Here is a 21,429-nt window from a genome sequence, read left to right on the forward strand (position 1 = left end):
TCCAGGAATCCGGGAGGCCACACACAGGGACGCTGATGCAGAATCGTTACCTTGCGCGCTTGACCCGAGAGCGCGCCGGCCATTCGGCCCCCGTTACTTCAAAGGATCGTTACGTTCGTCATGCCCGAAACTGCTCTGCTCGCCCCTGTCCGCCCACGCATCGCCGCCCTTACGCTCGTCGCCGGCGCAGCGATCGGCGTTCTCGCCACCCTTGGTATCGCCACCGCAGCCCCCGCATCTGCGGCAGGCCCGGCTCGAGCTGTCGTTATGGAGGCGGCTGACCTCGGCATCGGCCTCGACGAGGCAGAAGCTGCGACCGCGGCGTCGCGCGCTGCGTTGAACGACGCAGCCGTCGTCGTCACGGATGCACGCTCCTCCGGACTCGATTTGGGCCCAGACTCCATCGCGATCGATACGGCGGGGCTACTGAGCGCGCTGGATCGGCTCGATGACCCCGATGCGGACGCGGTACTGGATCGCGTAGAGCGCACCGGCGATCTGGCGTCGGAAACCGAGCAGGTGGTGACCCAGAGCGCGGCCGTGCGCGAGCGATTGGATACTGCGGTCGCACAAAAGCGGGCGGCAGAAGCTGCCGTGGCTGCCCTCGCGGCGGCCAACACTCCGGATGGCGCTCGGGCCGTGGCGCAGCAGATCGCGGCCAGCGATTACGGCTGGGGCGCCGACCAGTTCTCCTGCCTGAACTCGCTGTGGCAGAAGGAATCCGGCTGGGATTACCAGGCGTATAACCCCTCCGGCGCCACTGGCATCCCCCAGTCACTGCCCGGAAACAAGATGGCAAGCTTCGGCGCCGACTGGCAAACCAACGCCACGACCCAGATCCGCTGGGGCCTGGACTACATCCAGCGTGTGTACGGTTCACCGTGCTCCGCGTGGGGTCACTCGCAGGCGGTCAACTGGTACTGAGTCTCGGTACGCTCGAAGGTGTCGCCGCCCCGGCGACACACCCCCGCAGAGAGGCCCAGCCCACACGATGTCTCCGGATTCTCGACCGCGTCGCACCAAGGCCGTATCGACCAGGAACGCGACCTTCCAGTATTGGGAGACCCTGCTCGGCAATCGCACCAAGCGCAATCGCGCGGGAGAGATGATCGTGCAGGGCGTGCGCCCCATCAACCTGGCGCTGGCATCAGACCTGTCGCTGCGTGCGGTGCTGATCACGCATGGCAGCACACGCTCGTCGTGGGCGTCGGAGACGATCGAGGCTGCGGAGCGCGCAGGTGCGGTGCCGTATCTGGTCGCGCCGGAGCTGATGGCCGAGCTCGGAGAGAAGAGCGATGACGCACCGGAACTGCTGCTGATCGCCGGCATTCCGGCGGATGATCTGTCGCGCCTGCCGACGCCGGCCGACGGGCTGTACGTGGCACTGGATCGCCCAGCCTCGCCAGGCAACATCGGCTCGATCGTGCGCACGGTCGATGCGCTCGGCGGGCACGGCGTGATCACCACGGGCCACGCCGCCGATCCCTACGACCCGCAGGCGCTGCGAGCTTCTACGGGATCGGCGATCATGACCCCGACAGTGCGGCTTTCCAGCATCCGTCAGGTTCTCGATTGGGTCGCGCAGTTGCGCGACCAGGGCATCAATGTGCAGATCGTCGGCACCGATGAAGCCGGCACGGCTGACGTTTGGGACGTCGATCTCACCGGTCCCACCCTGATCGTGACCGGCAACGAGCACTCCGGAATGTCGGCCGCGTGGAAAGAGGCGTGCGATGTCCTCACTCGCATTCCGATGACCGGGCACGCGTCTTCCCTGAACGCGGCGAATGCGACCGCGGCCATCCTTTATGAGGCGACCAGGCAGCGCCACACCACGGGGAGCCGTTCCACAGAGTGACTCCCCCCATACCCCGGGTGGGTATAAGGTTGGGCGCACCATGACCCCGACACACCACGAGCACCATGGCGAGCGTGAGGGCGCAGAGCACGACTCGCACGGGCAGCACGCAGACCACGCGCCCGACGCACACGGCAGTCATGCAGAGCACGATAGTCACGGCGGCCACGCAGGGCACGGCGGGCATGGCGATCACGCCGGCCAGTTCCGCCGATTGTTTTGGATTATGCTCGCGCTCGCGATCCCGACGGTCGCGCTGTCCGGCATGTTCGCGATGATCGTCGGATACCCGCTTCCGGATGCTCCGCTGCTGCACTGGGTCTCGCCCGCACTGGGAACGGTCATGTATCTCTGGGGCGGTAAGCCGTTCCTGGTCGGCGCGGTCAGCGAAATCCGCTCTCGCAAACCGGGCATGATGCTCCTGATCGGCTTGGCCATCACCGTCGCATTCGTAGCGTCCTGGGGCGCGACGCTGGGGCTGCTGCACCACGAACTCGATTTCTGGTGGGAACTCGCACTCCTCGTCGTGATCATGCTGCTGGGGCACTGGATCGAGATGCGCTCGCTCGCCCAGACCACATCAGCTTTGGATTCACTCGCCGCGCTTCTCCCCGACGAGGCCGAACGCATCGAGGGCGATGACGTCGTCACCGTCGCTCCCGCCGATCTCATCATCGGCGACCTCGTCATCGTGCGGCCGGGCGGCAGCGTCCCTGCTGACGGACGCATCGTCGACGGGCGGGCATCGATGGATGAATCCATGGTTACCGGAGAGTCCCGCACGGTGAGCCGCAGCGTCGGTGACCAGATCACCGCGGGAACCGTCGCCACCGACTCCGGTCTTCGGATCGAGGTCACCGCGACGGGCGACGACACGGCGCTCGCCGGCATCCGTCGCCTGGTAGCCGACGCGCAGAACTCGTCTTCTCGCGCGCAGCGCCTGGCCGACACCGCCGCCGGCTGGCTGTTCTGGTTCGCGCTGGGTGCCGCGCTACTCACCGCGCTCATCTGGACGCTGGTCGGGATGCCGGACGCCGCCGTGATCCGCACCATCACTGTGCTCGTCATCGCCTGCCCGCACGCTCTGGGCCTTGCCATCCCGCTTGTGGTGTCGATCGCCACCGAGCGCGCGGCGCGCGCTGGCGTACTGGTCAAGGACCGTCTGGCACTCGAGAGCATGCGCACGGTCGACACCGTATTGTTCGACAAGACCGGCACCCTCACCAGAGGTGAGCCGGTCGTCTCCGAGGTGTTCGCGGTCGACGGCCTCGACGCCGACCGGGTGCTGGTGCTGGCAGCGGCGGCGGAAGCCGACAGCGAGCATCCACTCGCGCGGGCCATCGTGCGCGCCGCCGCCGCCGACAAGCAGCTGGCCGTACCCGACAGCTCCCAGTTCGCGTCCTCGCCTGCTGTGGGTGTCACCGCCACGGTCGAAGGTCGCACTGTTCGCGTGGGCGGGCCTCACCTGCTCAGCGAAGAACGCGTCGATGAGCTCGCGATCGCCGAGAAGTGGCGCGCCGACGGCGCGATCATCCTCCATGTCCTCGACAGCGGCCGGGTCATCGGTGCGCTCAAACTCGCCGATGAGATCCGCTCAGAATCGCGCAGCGCCGTCGACGCGCTGCACGGTCTGGGCCTGCAGGTGGTGATGATCACGGGAGATGCGGAAGCTGTCGCCCAGGCGGTCGCCCACGAACTCGGAATCGATCGTGTCTTCTCCGGTGTCCGTCCAGAAGACAAGGCCGCACAGGTTCAGGAACTCCAGCGCGAAGGCCGGAAGGTCGCCATGGTCGGTGACGGTGTGAACGATGCGCCCGCTCTTGCCCAGGCGGATGTCGGTTTGGCGATCGGCGCAGGAACGGATGTTGCCATCGCATCGGCCGGCGTGATCCTCGCCAGCGACGATCCGCGCTCTGTGCTGTCTGTTATCGAGCTGTCTCGCGCCGCCTACCGGAAGATGCGTCAGAACCTCTGGTGGGCCGCGGGTTACAACCTCATCTCCGTGCCGCTCGCCGCCGGCGTCCTCGCCCCGATCGGTTTCATCCTGCCGATGTCGGTGGGCGCGATCCTGATGTCACTGTCCACCATCGTTGTCGCGCTCAATGCTCAGCTGCTGCGCCGGCTCGATCTTCGTCCCGCTACGATGACGCGCGGCATCCTCGAACGCTGATCACGCGCGATTGACCGCGGCATCCGCATCTCCGGAAAGCCAGCGCAACCAGCGTGCGCCGGGGTCTCCCTCGAGCACGAGAGCTCGGACGAGCAACGTCAGCGGAATCGACAGGATAGCGCCGAGCGGACCGATGACGAACGTCCAGAAGATCACCGAGAAGAAGCTCAGCGTCAGGCTCAGATTGACCGCGTCGCTGACGAACTTCGGTTGCACGAGCACTTGCAGTGTGACGTTGACGACGATGTAGATCGCGATGACGATGAGCATGAGCGGCCAGCCTCCGACCACAAACGCCAGCATGGCCGGCGGAAGCAGACCCAGCACGAACCCGATGTTCGGCACGAAGTTCGTGACGAACGCAAGAATCGCCCACACGATCGGCGCCGGCACATCCAATGCCCACAGTGCAAGCCCGTCGACGATGGCGACAATGGCGCCAAACGTCGCGTTGACGATGTAATAGCGACGAACACCCGCGTTGAAGGTGTGAAAGCGTGCGATGGCCGGACGCGCGGCGGGACCGAACGATGCCTCTGCGCGCGCGTACCGCGATCCGTCGGCGGCCATGAAGATGACATACGCGAGAACAAAAAAGAACGCGGTCAGCACGGCGAGAACAGACCCGCTGAGTGACGAGACGAACGACAGTACGTTCGCGGGTTTGAGGATTGCGGCCGTGGCCTCGGTCACCTCGCTGCCGAGCCCCACTGATTGCAACCAGCCGGTCAGATCACGTACGGATGCCTGGAGGTCGCTGTACACATCGCCGACGAGCTTCGCGAACTGTGCGCCCGCGTAGATGAGCATTGCGGCGAGCGCGGCAAGGATCAGGTACGCAACGACGATGACGGCGGTAGTCGCTGCCCAGCGCGGCCATCCGCGTTTTTCGAGCGGATGCCGCAGCGGATGGCAGATGATGACGATGACTGCGCCCAGCGCGAGCGGCCCGATCACCTCCCGTGCGAAGAACATCCCCGCGAGCACGACCACTGCGGCGGCAAGCCCGATGAGAACGCGCAACGCCGGCGAGAGAGCCGGGGGTGCGGGTTCCGGAGCAACTGCTGTCGGGGCTACCAATCTCCTGCGCTTCATTGCGCCAGGCTATCGGACGGGCTCCTCCTCTCCTGATTGCGGAGGTCGGCGAGGACGGAACCTGCGGAGCGCACCTCGATGCGCTCGTCCCCGGAGACAACTCATGCCGAGCGAGGTTTCCACACACGGTGGTAAGCGGGCCCAAACCGGTAGCTTTGGTCAGAGTGGGCAGAACATGACGTGCAGCCCCACATCGCCTTCCGCTGGGTGGCGAAAGCCGCCTGGGGTGGTTCCGATTATGGTGAAGCCGAGCGACTCGTAGAGCCTGATTGCGTAGGAGTTGGTCTCGGCGACAGCATTGAACTGCATCCCACGGAAGCCTCGCGCTCGTGCCCAGCGGAGTGAGTCCGAGACGAGCGCCCGCCCTCCCCCTCTGCCCTGGTGGTCTGGGTCCACCATGTAGCTCGCACTGGCAATATGGGCGCCAGGGCCAGCGCGATTTGCATACATATTTGCGGTTCCGACCACGCCGCCACTGGCTGCTTCCGCTACGACCACGCGACCCGGCGCCCGCACCATCCACGCCGCCTCGGCCTCTTCCTCACCCAGTTCCGGGGAGTAGGTGAAGGTGTCTCCCGCCGCTACGATCTTTTGCAGGAAGGGCCAGATAGTGGGCCAATCGGCGGGGGTAGCGTCGCGAATCAGCATCAAGCCAGTCTGCTCCTTCGCCCGCGAAACCGCGACCTTGAGGCGTCCGGTCGACACGAAGACGGTCTCGTGCCCGACCTGACCGTCTAGACGCAGCTCCGGGGCAGCCTGTAAAGATCATCACGAGGCGCCTCCGTTCGTGCAGACCTCTGAATCACCGTGCGGCGAGTATTGCGGCGGACAGCCACTGGCCGAGGTCTCGGAAACTGGGTCCGTCACCGTCGCTCTGCTCTCGGCGAGCACTGTCCAGGAGAGCCGCATCCGGATGCGGTTGATCATTGATGATCGAGACCAGTTCGAGGTAGCGCCCCTCGGTGGCGTTGTATTCCGGATCCTGGAGCGCCTCGAGAGTGGTGCTGTCGAGATCGCGATAGCGGCCGGCGAGCCGCCGTCGGAGGTCGTCGTCGGCTGCGACTCCGAACGCCTGCGCCAATTGCTCGACCATCTGTGCGGCGAGGGCGATCACCTGAGCGTCATCGGCGGCGAATCCCGCCTGGTGAGCAGCCATCAGCTTCGGCGTCAGATCAGCGCCCGCCGAGTTGATGAAGTTCTGCACGTGAGGTTTCGCCATCTCCGAGCCGGGAAACTCCGCGTACGTCTCGTGCAGGTAGGAACGGGTCGCCGCGCGGAACCGGTCATCTCGCAGCAGCTCCGCCAAGGTGACCCACGCATCGAGCTGCTCTGGGGCGGGGTCCGCTGGCAGCATCGGCTGCGCTGCACGGATCCGCTCGATCGTCTCCGCCGGAAGCCCTGCGGAGACGTCCTCCAGGAAGTCGTCGACCAGCCGCTGACGCTCGGCGTCGGACATCGTCACCAGTTTGCGCAGAAGGTTCGCGCGTTCCGCCGTGCCCTCCTGCCGCACAAGCGCGCGGAGCACTGCCCGCTTCGCCTGAATATCCGTCGACCGCTTCTCGATGACATCGAGATGTTCGGCGAGAATATCGCGCAGCGATGTCGTACCGGCGAGGACGCGGCGCACCTGATCCAGGCCGGTCTCGAGGTCGCGCAGCGTGCGGACGAACTCCAGGCGGGAGATCGCATCCACGTCATACAGGCGGTGACCGCCGTCAGTCGCGTCCGTCGGGTGCACGATCCCTTCATCGGCGTAGTAACGGATGGCGCTGACGCTGAGCCCGGTGCGATGCGCGACTTCACCGATGGAGTAGAGCGTGTCTTCTGAGATGTTCATGTTCCCACCTTGCAACCTCAAGCGGCTTGAGATGCAAGTCGGCGTTTGGATGCTGATACTCCGCACCCCCGATTGATCTGCCGCACAGGTCGCACTGTTAGCGTCGCCCGTCAGCGAAAGGACAGTTGAGTGAGTCGCAAAATTTGGGTAGGGCTAGGCGTCGCAGTTGCATTGTTGGGCCTCGTCGGATGCAGCAGCACCGGTTCAGAGGAACCAGCTGAGAGCAGTCAACAGGAGGGTTCATCGCAGCAGCCTGATCTGGAGAGCGTCCCCGACGTGGTTGCGGAGGTGAACGGCGTGGAGATCACCAAGGACGAATTCGTCAGTATCTATGAGATGCAGTTCACGCAGTGGCAGATGCAAGCGCAGCAGACTGGCGAAGCGCTCGATCAGGATCAGTTGCGCACGCAGACGGCGGAAGCGATGGTCGACTCGGAACTCCTCTCGCAGGAAGCTGACGAACGCAAGATCGAATTGACTCAGAATGAACTTGATTCCGCACTGGAGCAGCTCGCCGCAGCCAACCAGATGGGATCGACGGACGAACTACTCGCAGCGCTGAAGGAACAGGGCATGGGCGAGGAGGAGGTGTACGCCGAGCTGGAAATGCAGCAGCGGGTGGACCGACTTCTGACTGAGGAAGTCGGCGATACGGAACCGACCGAGCAGGAACTTCGCGAAATCTACGATCAGGCTGTAGCCCAGCAGGAGCAGTCCGGTGGCGAGGCGCTGCCGACGTTCGAAGAGGTGAAACCGCAGATCGTCGAACAGGCCGTGAACACCAAGAAATCCGAGGCTTACCAGGCGCTGGCGGCCCAGTTGCGTGAAGAAGGCAAGATCACACTGCATCTGTGATCCACTCGGGATAGGTTGCCAGTGCTCTAGCGTTGCAGCCAGGCGAGTACAGCCAGCACCCTGCGATGCGCCGATCCAGAGCCATCGAGACTCAGTTTGCTGAAGATTGATGTGGCGTGTTTCTCAACCGCACCGACGCCGATCACGAGACTTTCAGCAATACCGGCGTTGGTGCGGCCCTCCGCCATCAGCGCGATGACTTCGCGTTCCCGAGGGGTGAGAGCTGCGAGCGGATCCCGGCGGCGCCCGAGGAGCTGGCTCACGACCTGCGGGTCGAGCACAGTTCCGCCGTCGGCAATCCGCGCGACAGCATCCTTCAACTCATCGATTGACGCGAGCCGGTCTTTCAGCAGATAACCAAGACCCGTGTCTCCAGCGGCGAGCAATTCCACCGCGTAGGTCTCTTCGACGTACTGGCTGAGAAGCAGGATGCCGACATTCGGATGCCGTCGGCGCAACTCGATGGCCGCACGCACCCCCTCATCGCGAAAGGTCGGGGGCATCCGTACGTCGAGCACGGCGAGGTCGGGCTGCAGCTCCGTCACCTCGGCGAGCAGGGCATCCGCGTCGCCGTAGGCGCCTACGGTCTCGTACCCCGCCTCGTCGAAGAGTCTGATGAGACCTTCGCGCAGAAGCAGGGAGTCTTCGGCCAACACGATTCTCACCACTGTGCGATCGTCATCCCTCTGGCCTGCCATCCGATCAAGATACCGTGCCCTCTGTCGCCTGATACGGGATGCTGGCCGAAATGACTGTCGGACCGCCTGCCGGACTCGTGAGGTGGAGGCTGCCGCGGAGTCCGTGGATTCTTTCGCTGAGACCGGCGAGCCCGTGCCCAACTGCAGCGTTCGCTCCTCCGACGCCATCATCGGAGACGACGATCGACAGCAGGTTTCCCGCGCCGGCAATCGCCCTGGTCGAGTCGATTGTGAGCTCCACCCGCGACGCAGATGCGTGTTTCGTCACGTTCGTGAGGAGTTCTGCCACCACGAAGTATGCGCTGCGCTCGACCTCGGGCGGGAGCGTCTGACCGATGAGTGTCACCGTTGTGGTGACGGGAACTGTGCTTCGTCCGGCAAGCGAATCGATTGCAGCGGCAAGACCGCGGTCTTGCAGGATCGGTGGCGCGAATCCGCGAGACAGCTCGCGGAGCTCTTCGAGGGTGTCGCGCGACTGCTGCATGGCGCCATCGAGGAGCGCGCGGGCGGCACCCGGATCGCTCTCAAATTTGCGTCCTGCGCTAGCCAGATCGAACTGCAGCCGCACGAGCCGCTGCTGAGGTCCGTCGTGGATGTCGCGCTCAAGGCGGCGCAGCGAGTGGTCCTCGGCGGCGACCGCCGCACCACGCGACGCGCCGAGGTCGGCGACCTCTCGCTCGAGCGCCTCTGAACGGAATGCGCCGAGAACACCTACTGCGAGTCCATGGTGCAGCAGGATGAGCCCCCTGGCCACCCATGGCAGCGTCACAAGGAAGACGACGCCGGCCACCGCGTACATCACGCTCTCACCATTGAAACGCCCGAGGTAGCTGTCTGCTATCTGGAAACCAGGGAAGAAGAACCGGAGTGCGACGTCGTGCAACCAGACGTCTTGCTCGCTCTGCGGAAGGAATCGACCCCAGAACCAGTAGCTGACGCCACCGAGACCGACTGCCACCCACACGAGGCTGACGGCCCAGGTGAATACCCCCATGATGAATCCGAGCAGCACCGTGTGCAGCAGATAGAGCCAATAGTGAGCGTTGCTGAATAGGTCTTTGAACCAGCCGACGAGTCCCGGACGATGCACGACCGGCGTCCAACCAGGCCGGGCGATGGCCGGAAGTCCGGCCCAACTCAGTCGGGTGAGTTCTAAGGTGCCGAAGGCGCGGGCGACGAACAAGGCGGCAGCGAGGATGAAGAGGCCGATCCAGATAATCAGCGTCCCGAGACCGGCAGCGAAGAGCACCCACCCGATTGAGAAACCCACCGTCACGATGGGGAGCGTAAGTAACAGGAAGCCCAGCTCACGCGGAAGGGACCGCCACAGCTTGCCATAGCCGGAGCCGCGCCTCGGGCGTTCGATGGGCGGCGAAGAAGTCACGTCTCCCAGCGTGCCAGAATCGTCACCAGGTTGCGTGCTGAGCAAGAGATTGGTCATAGATCCACCCTCGCTTCACCTGCTTCGAACAACCAGCAGGCCAGCATCCGATTCTCCACGGGGGTTATCCCCCGTGGGCGCTGCCGCTCATCGGGCAGCACCCACGGGATCACCCACGGGATCACCGTCAGCGGTCTGCTGCGCGCGCGATGGTGAGGGCGAGGTCTGCGGGCCGGCTCCACATCGGCCAGTGCCCGGTCGGGAGATCGACGATTTCGAGATCGCTGAGCATGGCAGTTTCCGCCATCATCGGGTGCCCTTCACGAGCCATCTGCATCAGCGCTTCGGACGGGAAGGAACAGGCGATGATCGTCGACGGCACATTTCGTCGAGCGTCGTTCTCGAGATGAACCGCTGCACGCACGACGGTTGCGGGCTGCGGAACCGCACGCTGACGAAACCGGTCGAGGTCGTCCTCGCTGAGCCCATCGAGACTGGCGGCCAGCTCCGCGAACGGGGGAAGCGCCACCTCGTGCTGGTCAAGCGGAACCGACGCATCGTTGGCAGAGCCGTCGGCTGACGGTCCACTGTCGACGTAGACGATTCGAGCGACCGCGGTGGGATTCTGATCCAAGAGAACGGATGCGGGAGCTCCAGCACCGCTGTGAACGACGAGGACGACCTCCGAGCCTCCACCACCAGCAGTGCTCACCGCCGCGCGTAAGTGGTCGACCTGGTCGGCAAGACTCCTTGATACCCGATCAGAGTCGTCAGGGTCGAGGCCTGGCAGAGTCACGGCGATGACGCGGTGGCCACGGTCGCGTAGGTCATCCGCGACGGCATCCCAGGCCCACCCGCCCAGCCAATAGCCGGGGACGAGAACGAATGATTTCTTGTTGGTCGTGAGCGTTTCCATGTCTTCATGCTCTCCCGGACACAAGACAATGGGATGTCACTATTCAGGTCACTATTTCTGAGATAGTGGCAGGGTGAACCGAACCGAGCGCTTGCATTCGCTGACCGAGTCGTTACGTCGAGCCGGCACTCGTGGCCGCACTGCGCAACAGCTCGCAGACGAATTTGAGGTCACCGTCCGCACGATCAAGCGTGATCTCGCTGCCCTTGGGGCAGGCGGCCTGCCTGTCTGGGGACGAACCGGTCCCGGTGGCGGCTACGGCCTGACGGAGATGTCCTCGCTACCGCCGGTGAATCTCACGGCTGCGCAGGCGCTAGCCCTTACCGCTGCGGTGTCGGCGACCGCTCAGGCGCCATTCTCTGGTTCGGCGCGCGCCGCGATTCGTAAGGTGTTGGACGTGTTGGATCCCGCAGCCCGCCGTCGAGCCACTGAACTGTCCAGCCGGGTGTGGGTCGATGTCGCACCGGCCGCTCCGCGGCGAGTGATGTCGGCGCTCGAGCAGGCCACGGTCGACCAAGTCACCGTGAATATCGTCTACATCGATGCGAAGGGCCAGCACACCCGACGCGAGGTGGATCCGATGATCTTCGCCCTCACCGGTGGACGGTGGCTACTTATTGGGTGGTGCAGATTGCGAGATGACGTCCGTTGGTTCGACTTGACCAGGATCCAGAGCGCAACGGCCACCCGCCATCCGTGCACCGGCCACTCGATCGACGAGATCGGCACCCCTCCCGAGCTCGCGCGCCCGGTTGGTGTCTGACCGACATCGAGATGCGAGGGTCAGGCAAAGAAGCTGAACGTCAATGTGGCGAGACTCGTCACCAGGTGCGCGGAGCGATCAGCTTCTCGATGTCGGCAGACGTGAACCCGTAGACGTCGGCGATCTGGGCGATGTCGGATCCGATCGTGTCGCGTGCGGCCGTGTCGAGTTCACTGCCCTGTTCTGCAAATTCCGCAGCCAGCGCGTTGAATTCTTCAGTCGTCGCGTGCGTGATGACGTAAAGTGCGTCGAGATCAGCAGGATGCTCCTTCTCGATCGTTTCGCACAACTGAACCAAGATCAGCTTGCCCTTTTCCACGAGCGGCTGCGGATAGTGCGCATCGTCCGTCATCTCGGCGAGGAAGTCGTATCCAGAGAGAGCCTTGTTGGTGATTCGCATGTGATTTCCAATCGCGAAGGGGTAATGCCCCACCCTCAGCGAGGAGAAGCTGGGCCAGCGTTGCGTTGCAATCATCTCACCGCACTGCGCCGCGGCATCAACGGGCCGCGGTAGAGACGACTCCAGCACGCGGTGGCATGGGGAGCCGGGTGAGAATCTGCCAACAATCGACGACAGCGCTTGTTGGCGAATTCAAATTTTCGACGTCTAGAATTTCGCCTTATGGAAGACCCCCCTAGTCATAGTCCCAAGCCTCTTGATGTTCCGGCCGCGTACGCGTCCGCCACAGTCGAGAGGCGCCACGCATGAACGAATGGGTGATGCTCGGCATCGGCCTCGTTCTAACAGTCGGAACCGGGTTGTTCGTCGCGAGCGAGTTCGCACTCGTCAACCTTGACCGAAACGATTTGGAAAACCGGCAAAGCCGCGGAGAGAAACGACTCGGGCCCACCATCAAGGCCCTGAGAATCACATCGACACACCTCTCCAGCGCACAGCTCGGAATCACGCTCACCACGCTGCTCACGGGATACACGTTCGAACCGGCGGTGAGCTCGCTCCTTTCGGGGCCTCTGACCTCGGCGGGCCTCGCCCCGGGACTGGTACCGGTTGTCGGCACGATCGTCGGGGTCGTGCTCGCCACGCTGTTCTCGATGATCATCGGCGAGCTTGTGCCGAAGAACTTCGCGCTCGCGCTACCGCGTGCCACGGCGAAGGTCGTCATCCCGTTCCAGGCGGCGTTCACGATGGTCTTCAAGCCCTTGATTCTGATGCTGAACAACACCGCGAACGCCATCATCCGGGCCATGGGCATCGAGCCCAAGGAGGAGCTCTCCGGCGCGCGCAGCGCTGACGAGCTTTCGTATCTGATCCGACACTCCGCGCTCTCCGGCCTGCTCGAAGCGGACGACGCGGTGTTGTTGCGCAGGACTCTCCGGTTTGCTGAGCACGACGCCTCGGACGTCATGACTCCCCGCGTGCGCATGGCGAGTATCGGCATAGACGACACCGCTGCGGCGATTGTCGCGCTCTCGCTTGCGACTGGGTTCTCGCGGTTCCCGGTCATCGATGGGACGCCCGACAGTGTCACCGGTTTTGTGCACGCCAAGCAGGCGTTCGCGGTTCCGATCCCGGAGCAGGCATCCGTCACTGCTCGAGCCCTGCAGACCGAAGCCCTCCGGGTGCCGGAGTCGATGGGCGCATCCGCATTGTTGACGCTTCTGCGCGCCGAGCGGCACCAGGTTGCTGTCGTCGTGGATGAGCATGGCGGCACCGCCGGTGTCGTGACGCTCGAAGACCTTGTGGAAGAGATCGTGGGTGAACTCGAGGACGAGCATGACCGGCACCGTACCGGATTCACTCGACGCGGTCGCTCGGTCACCTTCGATGCCTCCTGGCGGCCGGACGAGCTCCTCGATCGCCTGTCGATCGAGGTGCCGGAACACGGCGACTACGACACGATCGGCGGTTTCATCACCGACACTCTCGAACGACTACCGGAGCTCGGCGACGAGATCGCGATCGCGACGGGGACCCTTCGTGTCGAGCACATCGACGGCACGCGCATCTTGCGTGTGCGGTATCTCCCGAATGACCCCGACACGGATGCGAGCACGATGAGCCGTCACGACCGAACAGTCGATCAGCTGAAGGAGGGGATGACTCGTGAGTGAGTACCTGCCCGGAATCCTGTGGCTGTTCGTTCTCCTGATCGGCAACGCGTTCTTCGTCGGCGCTGAGTTCGCGGTGATCTCGGCGAAGCGCTCGCAAATCGAGCCCCTCGCAGAGCGCGGCAGCAGGGCTGCGAAGACCACGCTGTGGGCGATGGAGCACGCGACGCTCATGCTGGCGACCAGCCAGCTGGGCATCACCGTGTGCTCGCTGCTCATCCTGAACGTGTCGGAGCCCGCGATTCACCACCTGCTGGAGATCCCGCTCGGGCTGACACCACTGACCCCGGAGGCGATCAGCGTGATCGCATTCGTGGTGGCGCTGGTCCTGGTGACCTTCTTGCACGTCGTGTTCGGCGAGATGATCCCCAAGAACCTCGCGTTCTCGGTCCCGGATCGCGCTTCGCTGCTGCTCGCACCACCTCTTGTCGTGGTCTCGAAGATCTTCAATCCGGTGATCTGGAGCCTCAACGGCATCGCGAACGGCATCCTCCGGCTCTTCAAAGTCGAGCCGAAGAACGAAGCGACGAGCACTTACACGCTCGATGAGGTGGCGGGCATCGTCGAGCAGTCGACCCGTGAGGGAACGCTAAGTGACGCGTCAGGCACTCTTGCCGGGGCGTTCGAGTTCACGGAGAAGCGCGTCTTCGACGTGGACGTGCCGCTCGAGGACATGGTGCTACTACCGGTGAACGCTCGACCGATTGATGTGCAGGAGGCCGTAATCAAGCATGGCTTCTCGCGCTACGTCATCTCCGACGAGTCGGGTGACCCTTCAAGCTACATCCATATGAAGGACGTCATGGATCTCATGAGTCCGGAATTGTTCACCGCCCCGATTCCGGAGAAGCGGCTTCGACGCCTCATCTCGGTGTCGAGGGATGCGGAGCTCGAAGACGCCATGGCGGTCTTGCGGCGTCGAGGAGCACACGTCGCCAAGACACTCGACGCGGAAGGTCAGGTCACGGGTCTGCTCTTCCTGGAAGACGTGCTCGAAGTGCTCGTCGGTGAAGTAAACGCGGCCGCAGGAGCCGAGTGATCTGACAGAGCATCGTCGAGCCAGATTTGAAGGTCCCCACCAGCACGGTGGGGACCTTCACTCGTCCATACGCTCGGGAGGCCGTCGTCGGATAGCTGCCGTGGAGTAGCCATCGCATCTGACGATGGAAGAGGGCATGGTCAGGCGACGTCCGGAATGTCGCCCTGGGCTCCAAGCCAACGAGCGAGCAGATTCGAGAGAACGTCTGCGAGGATCAAACGATGTGCCAATCAGTCGACACCACGAACGCCGAGCACTACGTGTGGGGCGGAGTGTCGGACGGGTGGCGGTTACTCGATAAGCCGGGGCTATCGGTGACCGAAGAGCGAGTGCCGCCCGGAGCCGGTGAAGAGTGGCATGCGCACGACACAGCGACGCAGTTCTTCTACGTGCTTGAGGGCGCCCCTCAAATACAAACCGCGGAAGGTACTGTGGAGCTCGGTCCCCGAAGCGGTGTCGAAATCCCGTCCGGCCTCGCTCATCGATTCCTCAATCCCGGCCCCGCGGAGACTCGGTTTCTCGTGATCAGTTCGCCGAGCACGCGGGGTGACCGGCGTCCTATCGACCGCTGCCACAGCAATCAACAGGAGTCGTAGAGTTTTCGTCGCGGTGAGCCAGGAGAGATCAGAGGATCACGGAACTTGTCGGAAGGAAGCCCTCCTGCGGGCGGGTGACAGGTGCGGTGAGCATTCCTGCGCAGGCATCTATGAGGAAGTTCGCCAAACCTGCCCAGTCGGCGGGCTCCGCGCTAGAGTTCAGCTGTCTTTCATAGTCAGCACACGCGCGGAGCACCAATTGTCCGACGACGGCTGATCGCGCGCGCTTCACATCGTCCGAGATCCCCTCCGCAGGAAAAACCGTGGCAGCGAGATTGCTGTTGTCACCCGTTTCCTCGACGTGCACCCTGACCATCTCCGTCGTCGAAGGAGTCGTCCCGATCTGCGCGAGAAACTGTGCATGCCAGCTAGGGCGTGGCAACGATGACAGCAGGTCGATGTAGGGCAGTAGCCGACAACGCAGGATGTCATTCGCGCTCGGTTCCGCGCCGAGCTCGGCGATAAGTGCAGCGCGCCCGCGGGACGTAGCCTCCGCGTGGCGGCGCAACAGAGCGCGGAGAAGGTCCTCGCGGGTTCCGAAATGATAGGCAACCGCGGAGTGGTTCGACGCACCTGCGTGCTCTGCGATGCGGCGGCTGGAGACGGCGTCGACACCGAGTTCTGCGAACAGCTCTTCCGCGGAGTTCATAAGTGCCTCGCGCGCCTGACTGCTTCGCGCCATGCCGCCCCGATCTCTATGAATGCACTGAGTGTGTGCATGATTCATTATACAACTCTAAGTCACGTGACTTAGAGTTGTATGGCCCGGGTCGATGATGATCATGCTGACGACCACTATCACCCCAGGAGCGCAACCCATGAGCACACCACCCCTGTCCCGCAAGGAAGCCCGAGAGGACTCCGAACATACGCCGGATCCTCAGATCCAAGACGGCACGGATGCGAAGGCGGCCCAGCGCGCGAAGGCAGAGGGGATCGTGCGCACGGCAATGATCTTCATCATGCCGCTGATCATCGTGGGCATGATGATCACGGGGTACCTCGCGACGATGCACTCCCCTGCGCCGCACGACATGCCGATCGCCGTCGTCGGGTCCAGCCCTGCGACCGAATCGCTCACGCAGGCGCTGGAAAAGGCGGAGCACGGCGCTGTCGCGGTTCAGAGTGCCGATACTGCGCTTGACGCTCGCGAACAGGTCATCTCCCGAGACGTCGCCGGCGCCATCGTGATCGACGGCTCCGCTGCGACTGTTTACACTGCCAACGCAGCCGGGGCAACCCAGGCCACGGTAGTCACGTCATTGGTCACACCGGCACTTCTCGCCGAAGGCCTGACCGTCACCGCCGAGGACCTCGTACCGCTGCCCGACAACGACATGGCAGGGCTGGGTGCGATGTTCCTGGCCACTGCGCTGATCATGGCCGGATACCTCCCGTTTAGCGTGCTGCGTTCGAACTCGCCCGAGCTTTTGAAGTTCCGTCGGATCGTCCCGCTATTGGCCGGCTGGGCCGCGCTGATCGCCGGCCTCGTGTGGGTTGTCACCGGCCCGGTGCTCGGTGTCGTCACGAGCGATCACTACGTCGGCGTATTGGGCGTGGCGTGGCTGGGCGTGTTTGCTGTCAGCTGCGTGCAGTTGTTCATCACGCGAGTGTTCGGCCCACTCGGTGTCATCGCAGGCATGTTCTTGCTGATGGTGCTCGGGATGCCGGCATCGAACATGAGCATCTCGGTTCACATGTTGCCCTCATTCTTCGGGTTCCTGCACGATATTTTGCCCATGGCGGCCATCGGGGAAGCCATGCGTTCGGTCCTCTACTTCGACGGCGTTGGCGTGGCCTCGTACCTGCTCGTACTGGCCATCGGAGCCGTCGCCGGCCTGTTGGCCACGGCCGCATGGGACAAGTTCCGAGGTCGCCGACACCCGGAGGGCGTGCCAACCGACGTCACCATGCCTTCTCTGCACGGAGGGCCGCGCCCCAAGAAGAAGATCTGGCGCTACCTCTCCCTGCTGTTCTTCCCTCTGGCTATGGTCACCATGATGATCGTGACGATGCTCGGCGCCATGCATCAACCAACCCCGCGCGACATGCCTGTCGCCGTCGTTGGCACCACAGTCGAGCAGGCTGAAGAGACGATCGCCGGACTCGAAGAGAACATGACCGGTCTCTTCACGTTCACCCCGTACGCGGCTATCGATGAGGAAGAGGTGTCCACCCTCGTTGAGAACCGTGACCTCGTCGCCGGACTCGTGCTGCCTTCACAGAACTCACCCGAGTTCACACTGATCGCGAACGAAGCCGGCAGCACCAGCGCATATCAGGTCGTCGCTGCCACATTCACCCAGGTAGCCTCGGCACAGCAGATACCGCTGAAGATCGACGACGTCGCACCCCTCCCCGACATCGACAGCCAGGGCATCGTCACCATGTACATCGCGATGGGATGGATTCTCGCGGGATTCATGGTCGTCGTCGTCGGCGCCAATGCGGCACCGGCCACACGTCCACTGCGCAGGATGCTGCCGCTGACTGGGATCTACGCGGTCTTCATGTCAGCGGTCCTATGGCTCATCGCTGGCCCCATTACCGGGGCCGTCGAGGGTCACTTCCTGGCGCTCTGGGGTGCGGGAATCGTTGCGATCTTCAGCGTGGCGATGTTCGCACTGGTTCTGGAACGCCTCATCGGCATGCTCGCCACCATCCCCGTGGTCGGCATACTCATGCTCCTAGGCGTCCCTTCCTCGAATGCCGCGCTCTCCATCTACATGGCACCGGAGTGGTTCCGCACGCTGTACGACTTCCTTCCTATGCCAGCCGCCGCAGAGACCGTACGCTCGATCCTGTATTTCAACGGAGACGTCGTCACGCACCATCTCCAGGTGCTGAGCCTCTGGGGCCTGATCTCGCTCGCACTGGTGTTCGTTATCGACTCGCTTAAGCCGGTCCGCACCGAGCACGACTTCGGTGACCTCGCGACACCATCCGCCACGGCTCTGCCCACGCCTGCAGCCCCAGCGACAGACAAGAAGCTGATTCTCGCCTCAACAGAGGTGGCCGATGGAGCGGCCACTGCCGACGAACGAGCACCGGAACCAGCAACGATCTGAGTCTCGAACCCACCGATCCGCGGGAGACCGAAATTCGCCGGGTCGCGCCTTCCGACACTTTTCGTGAGATCGGACACTTCATGTCCGATCTCATGAAAGTTGTCAGTTGGTGAGACGCGACGCCCTTGGAAAACGGGTGAGTGCGGTGACGCCGAGGCTGCCAGTTTTTCTCACGAAGCATGTCGGTAGTCCCGTTTTACCCTGACGTCTCCACCAACCTGCCGCAAACGTCCGGCCGACCATTTCGGTGCAACAGGTTCCGGCAGGGAGGCGGTCGCTACTTGATCGGCGTGTCTGCCCGCACCTGGACCAAGATCGTCATTCCACCGAAAACGATCGCTTCCGGGCGCTTCTCCAGCCTCCTCATGGTGATGTCCGGAGCTCGACTCTTAGCGAACCTTGATCTGGCCTAGTTCCTGGGTTGCACGGGTGAGTGCCACATAGAGGCGGTTCCAGCCGCGTGGTTCTGCGGCGATGCCGTCGGGATCGATGACGAGGGTGGCGTCCCATTCCAGACCTTTGGATTGGGTGGCAGTGATGACCGGGATTCCTGGCAGCGCGGCCTGCAGCTCAAGTGCTCTCGGGGCAGCAGCAATGACACCGACCGTGCCGCCTGCCCAGCGGTCAGTGAGTTCTTCGTAGGTTTGGGTGATCTCGGCGACCAGTTCAGGCTCGGCGATGTCTCGTGCCCAGGGGTCGACACCGGAGAAGCGCACAGCGTTTGGTGGCTCATTGACGCTGCCGGCCTTTTTGAGGATGGGGCCGGTGAGCGCCATGACTTCGGCTGGCGTCCGGTAGCCGATGGTGAGTTTCGCTTGGGTCCAGCGTTCGCCAAAGACGGCGGTGACCGCTTGCGCCCATGTTGTGTGCTCGTGGGGCGTCTCGGCCTGGTCGATGTCACCCACCGCGGTGATGGAAAGCTGCGGGGTACGGCGGGCAACCATGTGCCATTGCATTTCGGACAGTTCTTGCGCTTCATCGACGATGACGTGGCCGTAGATCCAGTCGCGGCGCGCTGCGGCCCGTTCGGAGAGGAAGGTGTCAGACGCTGGATGAACGACGGTGTCGCCGATGAGGTGTGACACGGCATCGAGGAGCGGAATGTCGCCCGTTGCCCAGCCAGTCTTCGTGGCGACGACGGCCTGTCGTTCGTCATTGCTCAGCTCGGGGACGAACTGTTGGAGCAGCTCTTCATCGCTCAGCAGCCGGCGGAGTTCTGTCGCCGGATCCAGCGTCGGCCAAATATTAGCGAGGGTGCTGGCCACACGGGCGTTCATTGCGATGTCGTCGCGAAGCTTGTCGAGTTCCTGCTCGGTGAGTACGCCGTCGACCTCGCTGCCCTCGTTGTCGCGATCCACTTCTTGGAAGGCGACTTTGGCGTGCACAACGTCCTCGAGGCCTTCGTCGATCCTCGCGAAGACGTCCTCGAAGCGTTCAGCGATTGCGTGCGCGAGCTGGTCGTGCATCTGCTCGAAGAACCACCGTTGAGCGGCGTGGTAGCTGCGCCCGGACGTCGCGGTTTTGATGAGGCGGTCCACCAGGTCCGCGGGGATTTCATACTGCTCGCCTTCCCAAACCAGCGCGACCGGTGTCCCCTCGGGTGTGCGCGCGGCAACGTACTGCTCAAGCGCTCGTTGCCAGAGTGCGCGTCCCTTGATGCCCTCGACGGTGCGCGACTCTTCTGCGGTGACTGCCACTCCAGGGATGAGTGTATCCGGCGTTGCCGCGACGATGGCCGTCTCGCCAAGAGCAGGGAGCACCTGGGCAATGTAGTCCAGGAAGCGTCGTGACGGTCCGAGCGTCAGCACGCCGCGTGCGGCGAGTTGCGGGCTTGCGAACAGCAAATACGCGGCGCGGTGGAGCGCGACAACCGTCTTGCCCGTGCCGGGGCCGCCCTGCACCACCAGCGGTCCCCGAACCCCCGCGCGCACGATCTCGTCCTGCTCGCGTTGGAGTGTGGCTGCGGCACTGGTCATCTGTCCCGTGCGTCGTTCGGACAGGGCGCTGAACAGCGCACCCTCGCCGACCAGCTCGCTGGTGCTCTCACCGTCAAGGGGTTCGTCGTCCACCCCTGCGACGGTGGTGCCTTCAATGCGGATGTGTCGGCGATGTGCCTGCCCGAGCGGCTCGACAGGTGTCGCCATGTAGAAGGGCCGTGCGGCTGGTGCGCGCCAGTCAATGACCATCGGGTCGGCGTCGTCTGCCGCTGCGGAGACTCCAACGCGCCCGATTCGCAGGGTGCTGCCATCAAGGGCGTCAAGACGACCGAAGATCAGACCGTTCTCGGCGTGCGTGAGCTCAGCGCGTTGCCGAATCATTCCCTGCCGGCGGGCGTGGCCGACCGCGTCATGTGCGGAGGTGGACAACTCGGTGTCCAAGAAGTGCAGGATGTCTGCCCGGCGGGCCAGGGTCGCGTTGACGTAGTCCTGCTCTTCGGCGATTGCCGCTTCGCGTGTGTCCAGGGGCGAGGCAGTCTCGTTCAACACCGGTTCTCCTTCAGATGTATCTGTCCGTGTGCCCCCGCGATGCAGTGAAAAACAAGGCAGAGTTCGGGACCGCCAATCGGGCAAGATCACTAGTAAACCAGAGCACTTGCGAAAACCAAGTACTCGTTTTTCAATAGCAGGTCATGTCAAATTTGGATACGATCAAGGCATGGCAATCCGATCGCGCCTCGTGAGCACTGAGCGTGACGCCGGATTGCAGACAGCCTTTGGCATTCTGGGCAAGAAGTGGAACGGTCGAATCCTCGCGGCCCTCCGTGAAGGTCCCATGAAGTTCACAGATTTGAGACGAGCGGTTGGAGCGATCACGGACTCCGTTCTTTCCGACCGGCTCGTCGACCTCACTGAGGCCGGACTCGTCCAGCGAGCGGAAACGCGGACTCGCCCCGTCCACATCACCTACCGCCTCTCACAACGAGGCGAGAATGTTCAACCCGTTCTGGACGACCTCGCGGTGTGGGCTGTAAAGAACCTCGAGGTCGAACTGCCGAGAAACTGAACCTACGGGTTTCGACGCGTCTCGCAACCTCCCCGCCTCGAACCCATGGGTTACGCGACAGGTGCCATCCCCACGCCGTT

19 protein-coding genes are annotated in these 21,429 nt (G+C 63.6%); 10 read left to right on the forward strand and 9 right to left on the reverse strand.

Features of this window, described 5'->3' with window-relative positions:
- The first annotated feature begins 120 nt into the window (after window positions 1–120).
- The 3 genes from ACW5CM_RS05420 (at window position 121) to ACW5CM_RS05430 (ending at window position 4,028) form a co-directional block, all read left to right on the forward strand.
- A complete protein-coding gene (locus ACW5CM_RS05420) occupies window positions 121–924 on the forward strand; it encodes an aggregation-promoting factor C-terminal-like domain-containing protein (RefSeq protein WP_457124396.1) in 804 nt (267 codons plus the stop codon).
- A gap of 67 nt (window positions 925–991) precedes the next feature.
- Window positions 992–1,858, forward strand: coding sequence for a TrmH family RNA methyltransferase (locus ACW5CM_RS05425; RefSeq protein ID WP_439256210.1), 867 nt, complete (start codon window positions 992–994; stop codon window positions 1,856–1,858).
- 40 nt (window positions 1,859–1,898) lie between these two features.
- Window positions 1,899–4,028, forward strand: a complete 2,130-nt coding sequence (locus ACW5CM_RS05430; RefSeq protein ID WP_457124397.1) for a copper-translocating P-type ATPase — start codon at window positions 1,899–1,901, stop codon at window positions 4,026–4,028.
- On the opposite strand, the gene ACW5CM_RS05435 is transcribed toward ACW5CM_RS05430, so the two are convergent.
- The 3 genes from ACW5CM_RS05435 to ACW5CM_RS05445 all read right to left on the reverse strand — a co-directional run bounded on the left by ACW5CM_RS05435 (window position 4,029) and on the right by ACW5CM_RS05445 (window position 6,960).
- On the reverse strand, window positions 4,029–5,123 hold the full coding sequence (locus tag ACW5CM_RS05435; protein ID WP_457124398.1) for an AI-2E family transporter: 1,095 nt from the start codon (window positions 5,121–5,123) through the stop codon (window positions 4,029–4,031).
- A gap of 159 nt (window positions 5,124–5,282) precedes the next feature.
- Window positions 5,283–5,771: a GNAT family N-acetyltransferase gene (locus tag ACW5CM_RS05440; RefSeq protein ID WP_457124399.1), complete on the reverse strand. Its 489-nt coding sequence runs from the start codon at window positions 5,769–5,771 to the stop codon at window positions 5,283–5,285.
- A gap of 154 nt (window positions 5,772–5,925) precedes the next feature.
- Window positions 5,926–6,960 (reverse strand): helix-turn-helix domain-containing protein, encoded by a 1,035-nt coding sequence (locus tag ACW5CM_RS05445; RefSeq protein WP_457124400.1) that lies wholly within the window; start codon window positions 6,958–6,960, stop codon window positions 5,926–5,928.
- A gap of 129 nt (window positions 6,961–7,089) precedes the next feature.
- Here ACW5CM_RS05445 and ACW5CM_RS05450 point away from each other — a divergent pair, with 129 nt between their 5' ends.
- Window positions 7,090–7,815, forward strand: a complete 726-nt coding sequence (locus ACW5CM_RS05450) for a SurA N-terminal domain-containing protein (RefSeq protein ID WP_457124401.1) — start codon at window positions 7,090–7,092, stop codon at window positions 7,813–7,815.
- A gap of 26 nt (window positions 7,816–7,841) precedes the next feature.
- Here the strand turns inward: ACW5CM_RS05450 and ACW5CM_RS05455 are convergent, their stop codons facing one another.
- The 3 genes from ACW5CM_RS05455 to ACW5CM_RS05465 all read right to left on the reverse strand — a co-directional run bounded on the left by ACW5CM_RS05455 (window position 7,842) and on the right by ACW5CM_RS05465 (window position 10,810).
- Window positions 7,842–8,513 (reverse strand): response regulator, encoded by a 672-nt coding sequence (locus ACW5CM_RS05455; RefSeq protein ID WP_438255600.1) that lies wholly within the window; start codon window positions 8,511–8,513, stop codon window positions 7,842–7,844.
- 4 nt (window positions 8,514–8,517) lie between these two features.
- Window positions 8,518–9,954 (reverse strand): sensor histidine kinase, encoded by a 1,437-nt coding sequence (locus tag ACW5CM_RS05460; RefSeq protein ID WP_457124402.1) that lies wholly within the window; start codon window positions 9,952–9,954, stop codon window positions 8,518–8,520.
- Window positions 9,955–10,081: 127 nt separating this feature from the next.
- Window positions 10,082–10,810 carry an alpha/beta fold hydrolase gene (locus tag ACW5CM_RS05465; protein WP_439256225.1) on the reverse strand — a complete coding sequence of 243 codons (729 nt, stop codon included), beginning with the start codon at window positions 10,808–10,810 and terminating at the stop codon, window positions 10,082–10,084.
- Between the two features lie 73 nt (window positions 10,811–10,883).
- Between ACW5CM_RS05465 and ACW5CM_RS05470 the strand changes: the two genes are divergently transcribed.
- Complete coding sequence (locus tag ACW5CM_RS05470; RefSeq protein ID WP_439288954.1) at window positions 10,884–11,573, forward strand: helix-turn-helix transcriptional regulator; 690 nt, start codon at window positions 10,884–10,886, stop codon at window positions 11,571–11,573.
- A 58-nt stretch (window positions 11,574–11,631) separates the two neighbouring features.
- Here ACW5CM_RS05470 and ACW5CM_RS05475 read toward each other — a convergent pair whose 3' ends face one another.
- Window positions 11,632–11,973, reverse strand: a complete 342-nt coding sequence (locus ACW5CM_RS05475) for a DUF5713 family protein (RefSeq protein ID WP_439288955.1) — start codon at window positions 11,971–11,973, stop codon at window positions 11,632–11,634.
- Between the two features lie 305 nt (window positions 11,974–12,278).
- On the opposite strand from ACW5CM_RS05475, the gene ACW5CM_RS05480 reads away from it, so the two are divergent.
- The 3 genes from ACW5CM_RS05480 to ACW5CM_RS05490 all read left to right on the forward strand — a co-directional run bounded on the left by ACW5CM_RS05480 (window position 12,279) and on the right by ACW5CM_RS05490 (window position 15,278).
- Window positions 12,279–13,646, forward strand: a complete 1,368-nt coding sequence (locus tag ACW5CM_RS05480) for a hemolysin family protein (protein ID WP_439288956.1) — start codon at window positions 12,279–12,281, stop codon at window positions 13,644–13,646.
- Window positions 13,639–14,682 carry a hemolysin family protein gene (locus ACW5CM_RS05485; RefSeq protein ID WP_438255673.1) on the forward strand — a complete coding sequence of 348 codons (1,044 nt, stop codon included), beginning with the start codon at window positions 13,639–13,641 and terminating at the stop codon, window positions 14,680–14,682. Before ACW5CM_RS05480 ends, ACW5CM_RS05485 begins: the two co-directional genes overlap by 8 nt.
- A 221-nt stretch (window positions 14,683–14,903) precedes the next feature.
- A complete protein-coding gene (locus ACW5CM_RS05490) occupies window positions 14,904–15,278 on the forward strand; it encodes a cupin domain-containing protein (RefSeq protein WP_439288957.1) in 375 nt (124 codons plus the stop codon).
- Window positions 15,279–15,306: 28 nt separating this feature from the next.
- On the opposite strand, the gene ACW5CM_RS05495 is transcribed toward ACW5CM_RS05490, so the two are convergent.
- A complete protein-coding gene (locus tag ACW5CM_RS05495; RefSeq protein ID WP_439288958.1) occupies window positions 15,307–15,960 on the reverse strand; it encodes a TetR/AcrR family transcriptional regulator in 654 nt (217 codons plus the stop codon).
- A gap of 136 nt (window positions 15,961–16,096) precedes the next feature.
- On the opposite strand from ACW5CM_RS05495, the gene ACW5CM_RS05500 reads away from it, so the two are divergent.
- Window positions 16,097–18,346, forward strand: coding sequence for an ABC transporter permease (locus tag ACW5CM_RS05500; protein ID WP_457124403.1), 2,250 nt, complete (start codon window positions 16,097–16,099; stop codon window positions 18,344–18,346).
- 389 nt (window positions 18,347–18,735) lie between these two features.
- On the opposite strand, the gene ACW5CM_RS05505 is transcribed toward ACW5CM_RS05500, so the two are convergent.
- Complete coding sequence (locus tag ACW5CM_RS05505) at window positions 18,736–20,832, reverse strand: HelD family protein (RefSeq protein ID WP_457124404.1); 2,097 nt, start codon at window positions 20,830–20,832, stop codon at window positions 18,736–18,738.
- A gap of 169 nt (window positions 20,833–21,001) precedes the next feature.
- Here ACW5CM_RS05505 and ACW5CM_RS05510 point away from each other — a divergent pair, with 169 nt between their 5' ends.
- Window positions 21,002–21,349: a winged helix-turn-helix transcriptional regulator gene (locus ACW5CM_RS05510; protein ID WP_457124405.1), complete on the forward strand. Its 348-nt coding sequence runs from the start codon at window positions 21,002–21,004 to the stop codon at window positions 21,347–21,349.
- Window positions 21,350–21,429 lie beyond the last annotated feature (80 nt).

It is taken from the genome of Microbacterium wangyouchuni (assembly GCF_054072595.1).

Coding starts and splice junctions, on each gene's coding strand:
- ACW5CM_RS05500 (WP_457124403.1), top strand. CDS start 16,097: ATGAGCACACCACCCCTGTCCCGCAAGGAAGCCCGAGAGGACTCCGAA.
- ACW5CM_RS05490 (WP_439288957.1), top strand. CDS start 14,904: ATGTGCCAATCAGTCGACACCACGAACGCCGAGCACTACGTGTGGGGC.
- ACW5CM_RS05440 (WP_457124399.1), bottom strand. CDS start 5,771: ATGCTGATTCGCGACGCTACCCCCGCCGATTGGCCCACTATCTGGCCC.
- ACW5CM_RS05430 (WP_457124397.1), top strand. CDS start 1,899: ATGACCCCGACACACCACGAGCACCATGGCGAGCGTGAGGGCGCAGAG.
- ACW5CM_RS05455 (WP_438255600.1), bottom strand. CDS start 8,513: ATGGCAGGCCAGAGGGATGACGATCGCACAGTGGTGAGAATCGTGTTG.
- ACW5CM_RS05425 (WP_439256210.1), top strand. CDS start 992: ATGTCTCCGGATTCTCGACCGCGTCGCACCAAGGCCGTATCGACCAGG.
- ACW5CM_RS05475 (WP_439288955.1), bottom strand. CDS start 11,973: ATGCGAATCACCAACAAGGCTCTCTCTGGATACGACTTCCTCGCCGAG.
- ACW5CM_RS05495 (WP_439288958.1), bottom strand. CDS start 15,960: ATGGCGCGAAGCAGTCAGGCGCGCGAGGCACTTATGAACTCCGCGGAA.
- ACW5CM_RS05460 (WP_457124402.1), bottom strand. CDS start 9,954: ATGACCAATCTCTTGCTCAGCACGCAACCTGGTGACGATTCTGGCACG.
- ACW5CM_RS05480 (WP_439288956.1), top strand. CDS start 12,279: ATGAACGAATGGGTGATGCTCGGCATCGGCCTCGTTCTAACAGTCGGA.
- ACW5CM_RS05420 (WP_457124396.1), top strand. CDS start 121: ATGCCCGAAACTGCTCTGCTCGCCCCTGTCCGCCCACGCATCGCCGCC.
- ACW5CM_RS05465 (WP_439256225.1), bottom strand. CDS start 10,810: ATGGAAACGCTCACGACCAACAAGAAATCATTCGTTCTCGTCCCCGGC.
- ACW5CM_RS05510 (WP_457124405.1), top strand. CDS start 21,002: ATGGCAATCCGATCGCGCCTCGTGAGCACTGAGCGTGACGCCGGATTG.
- ACW5CM_RS05445 (WP_457124400.1), bottom strand. CDS start 6,960: ATGAACATCTCAGAAGACACGCTCTACTCCATCGGTGAAGTCGCGCAT.
- ACW5CM_RS05435 (WP_457124398.1), bottom strand. CDS start 5,123: ATGAAGCGCAGGAGATTGGTAGCCCCGACAGCAGTTGCTCCGGAACCC.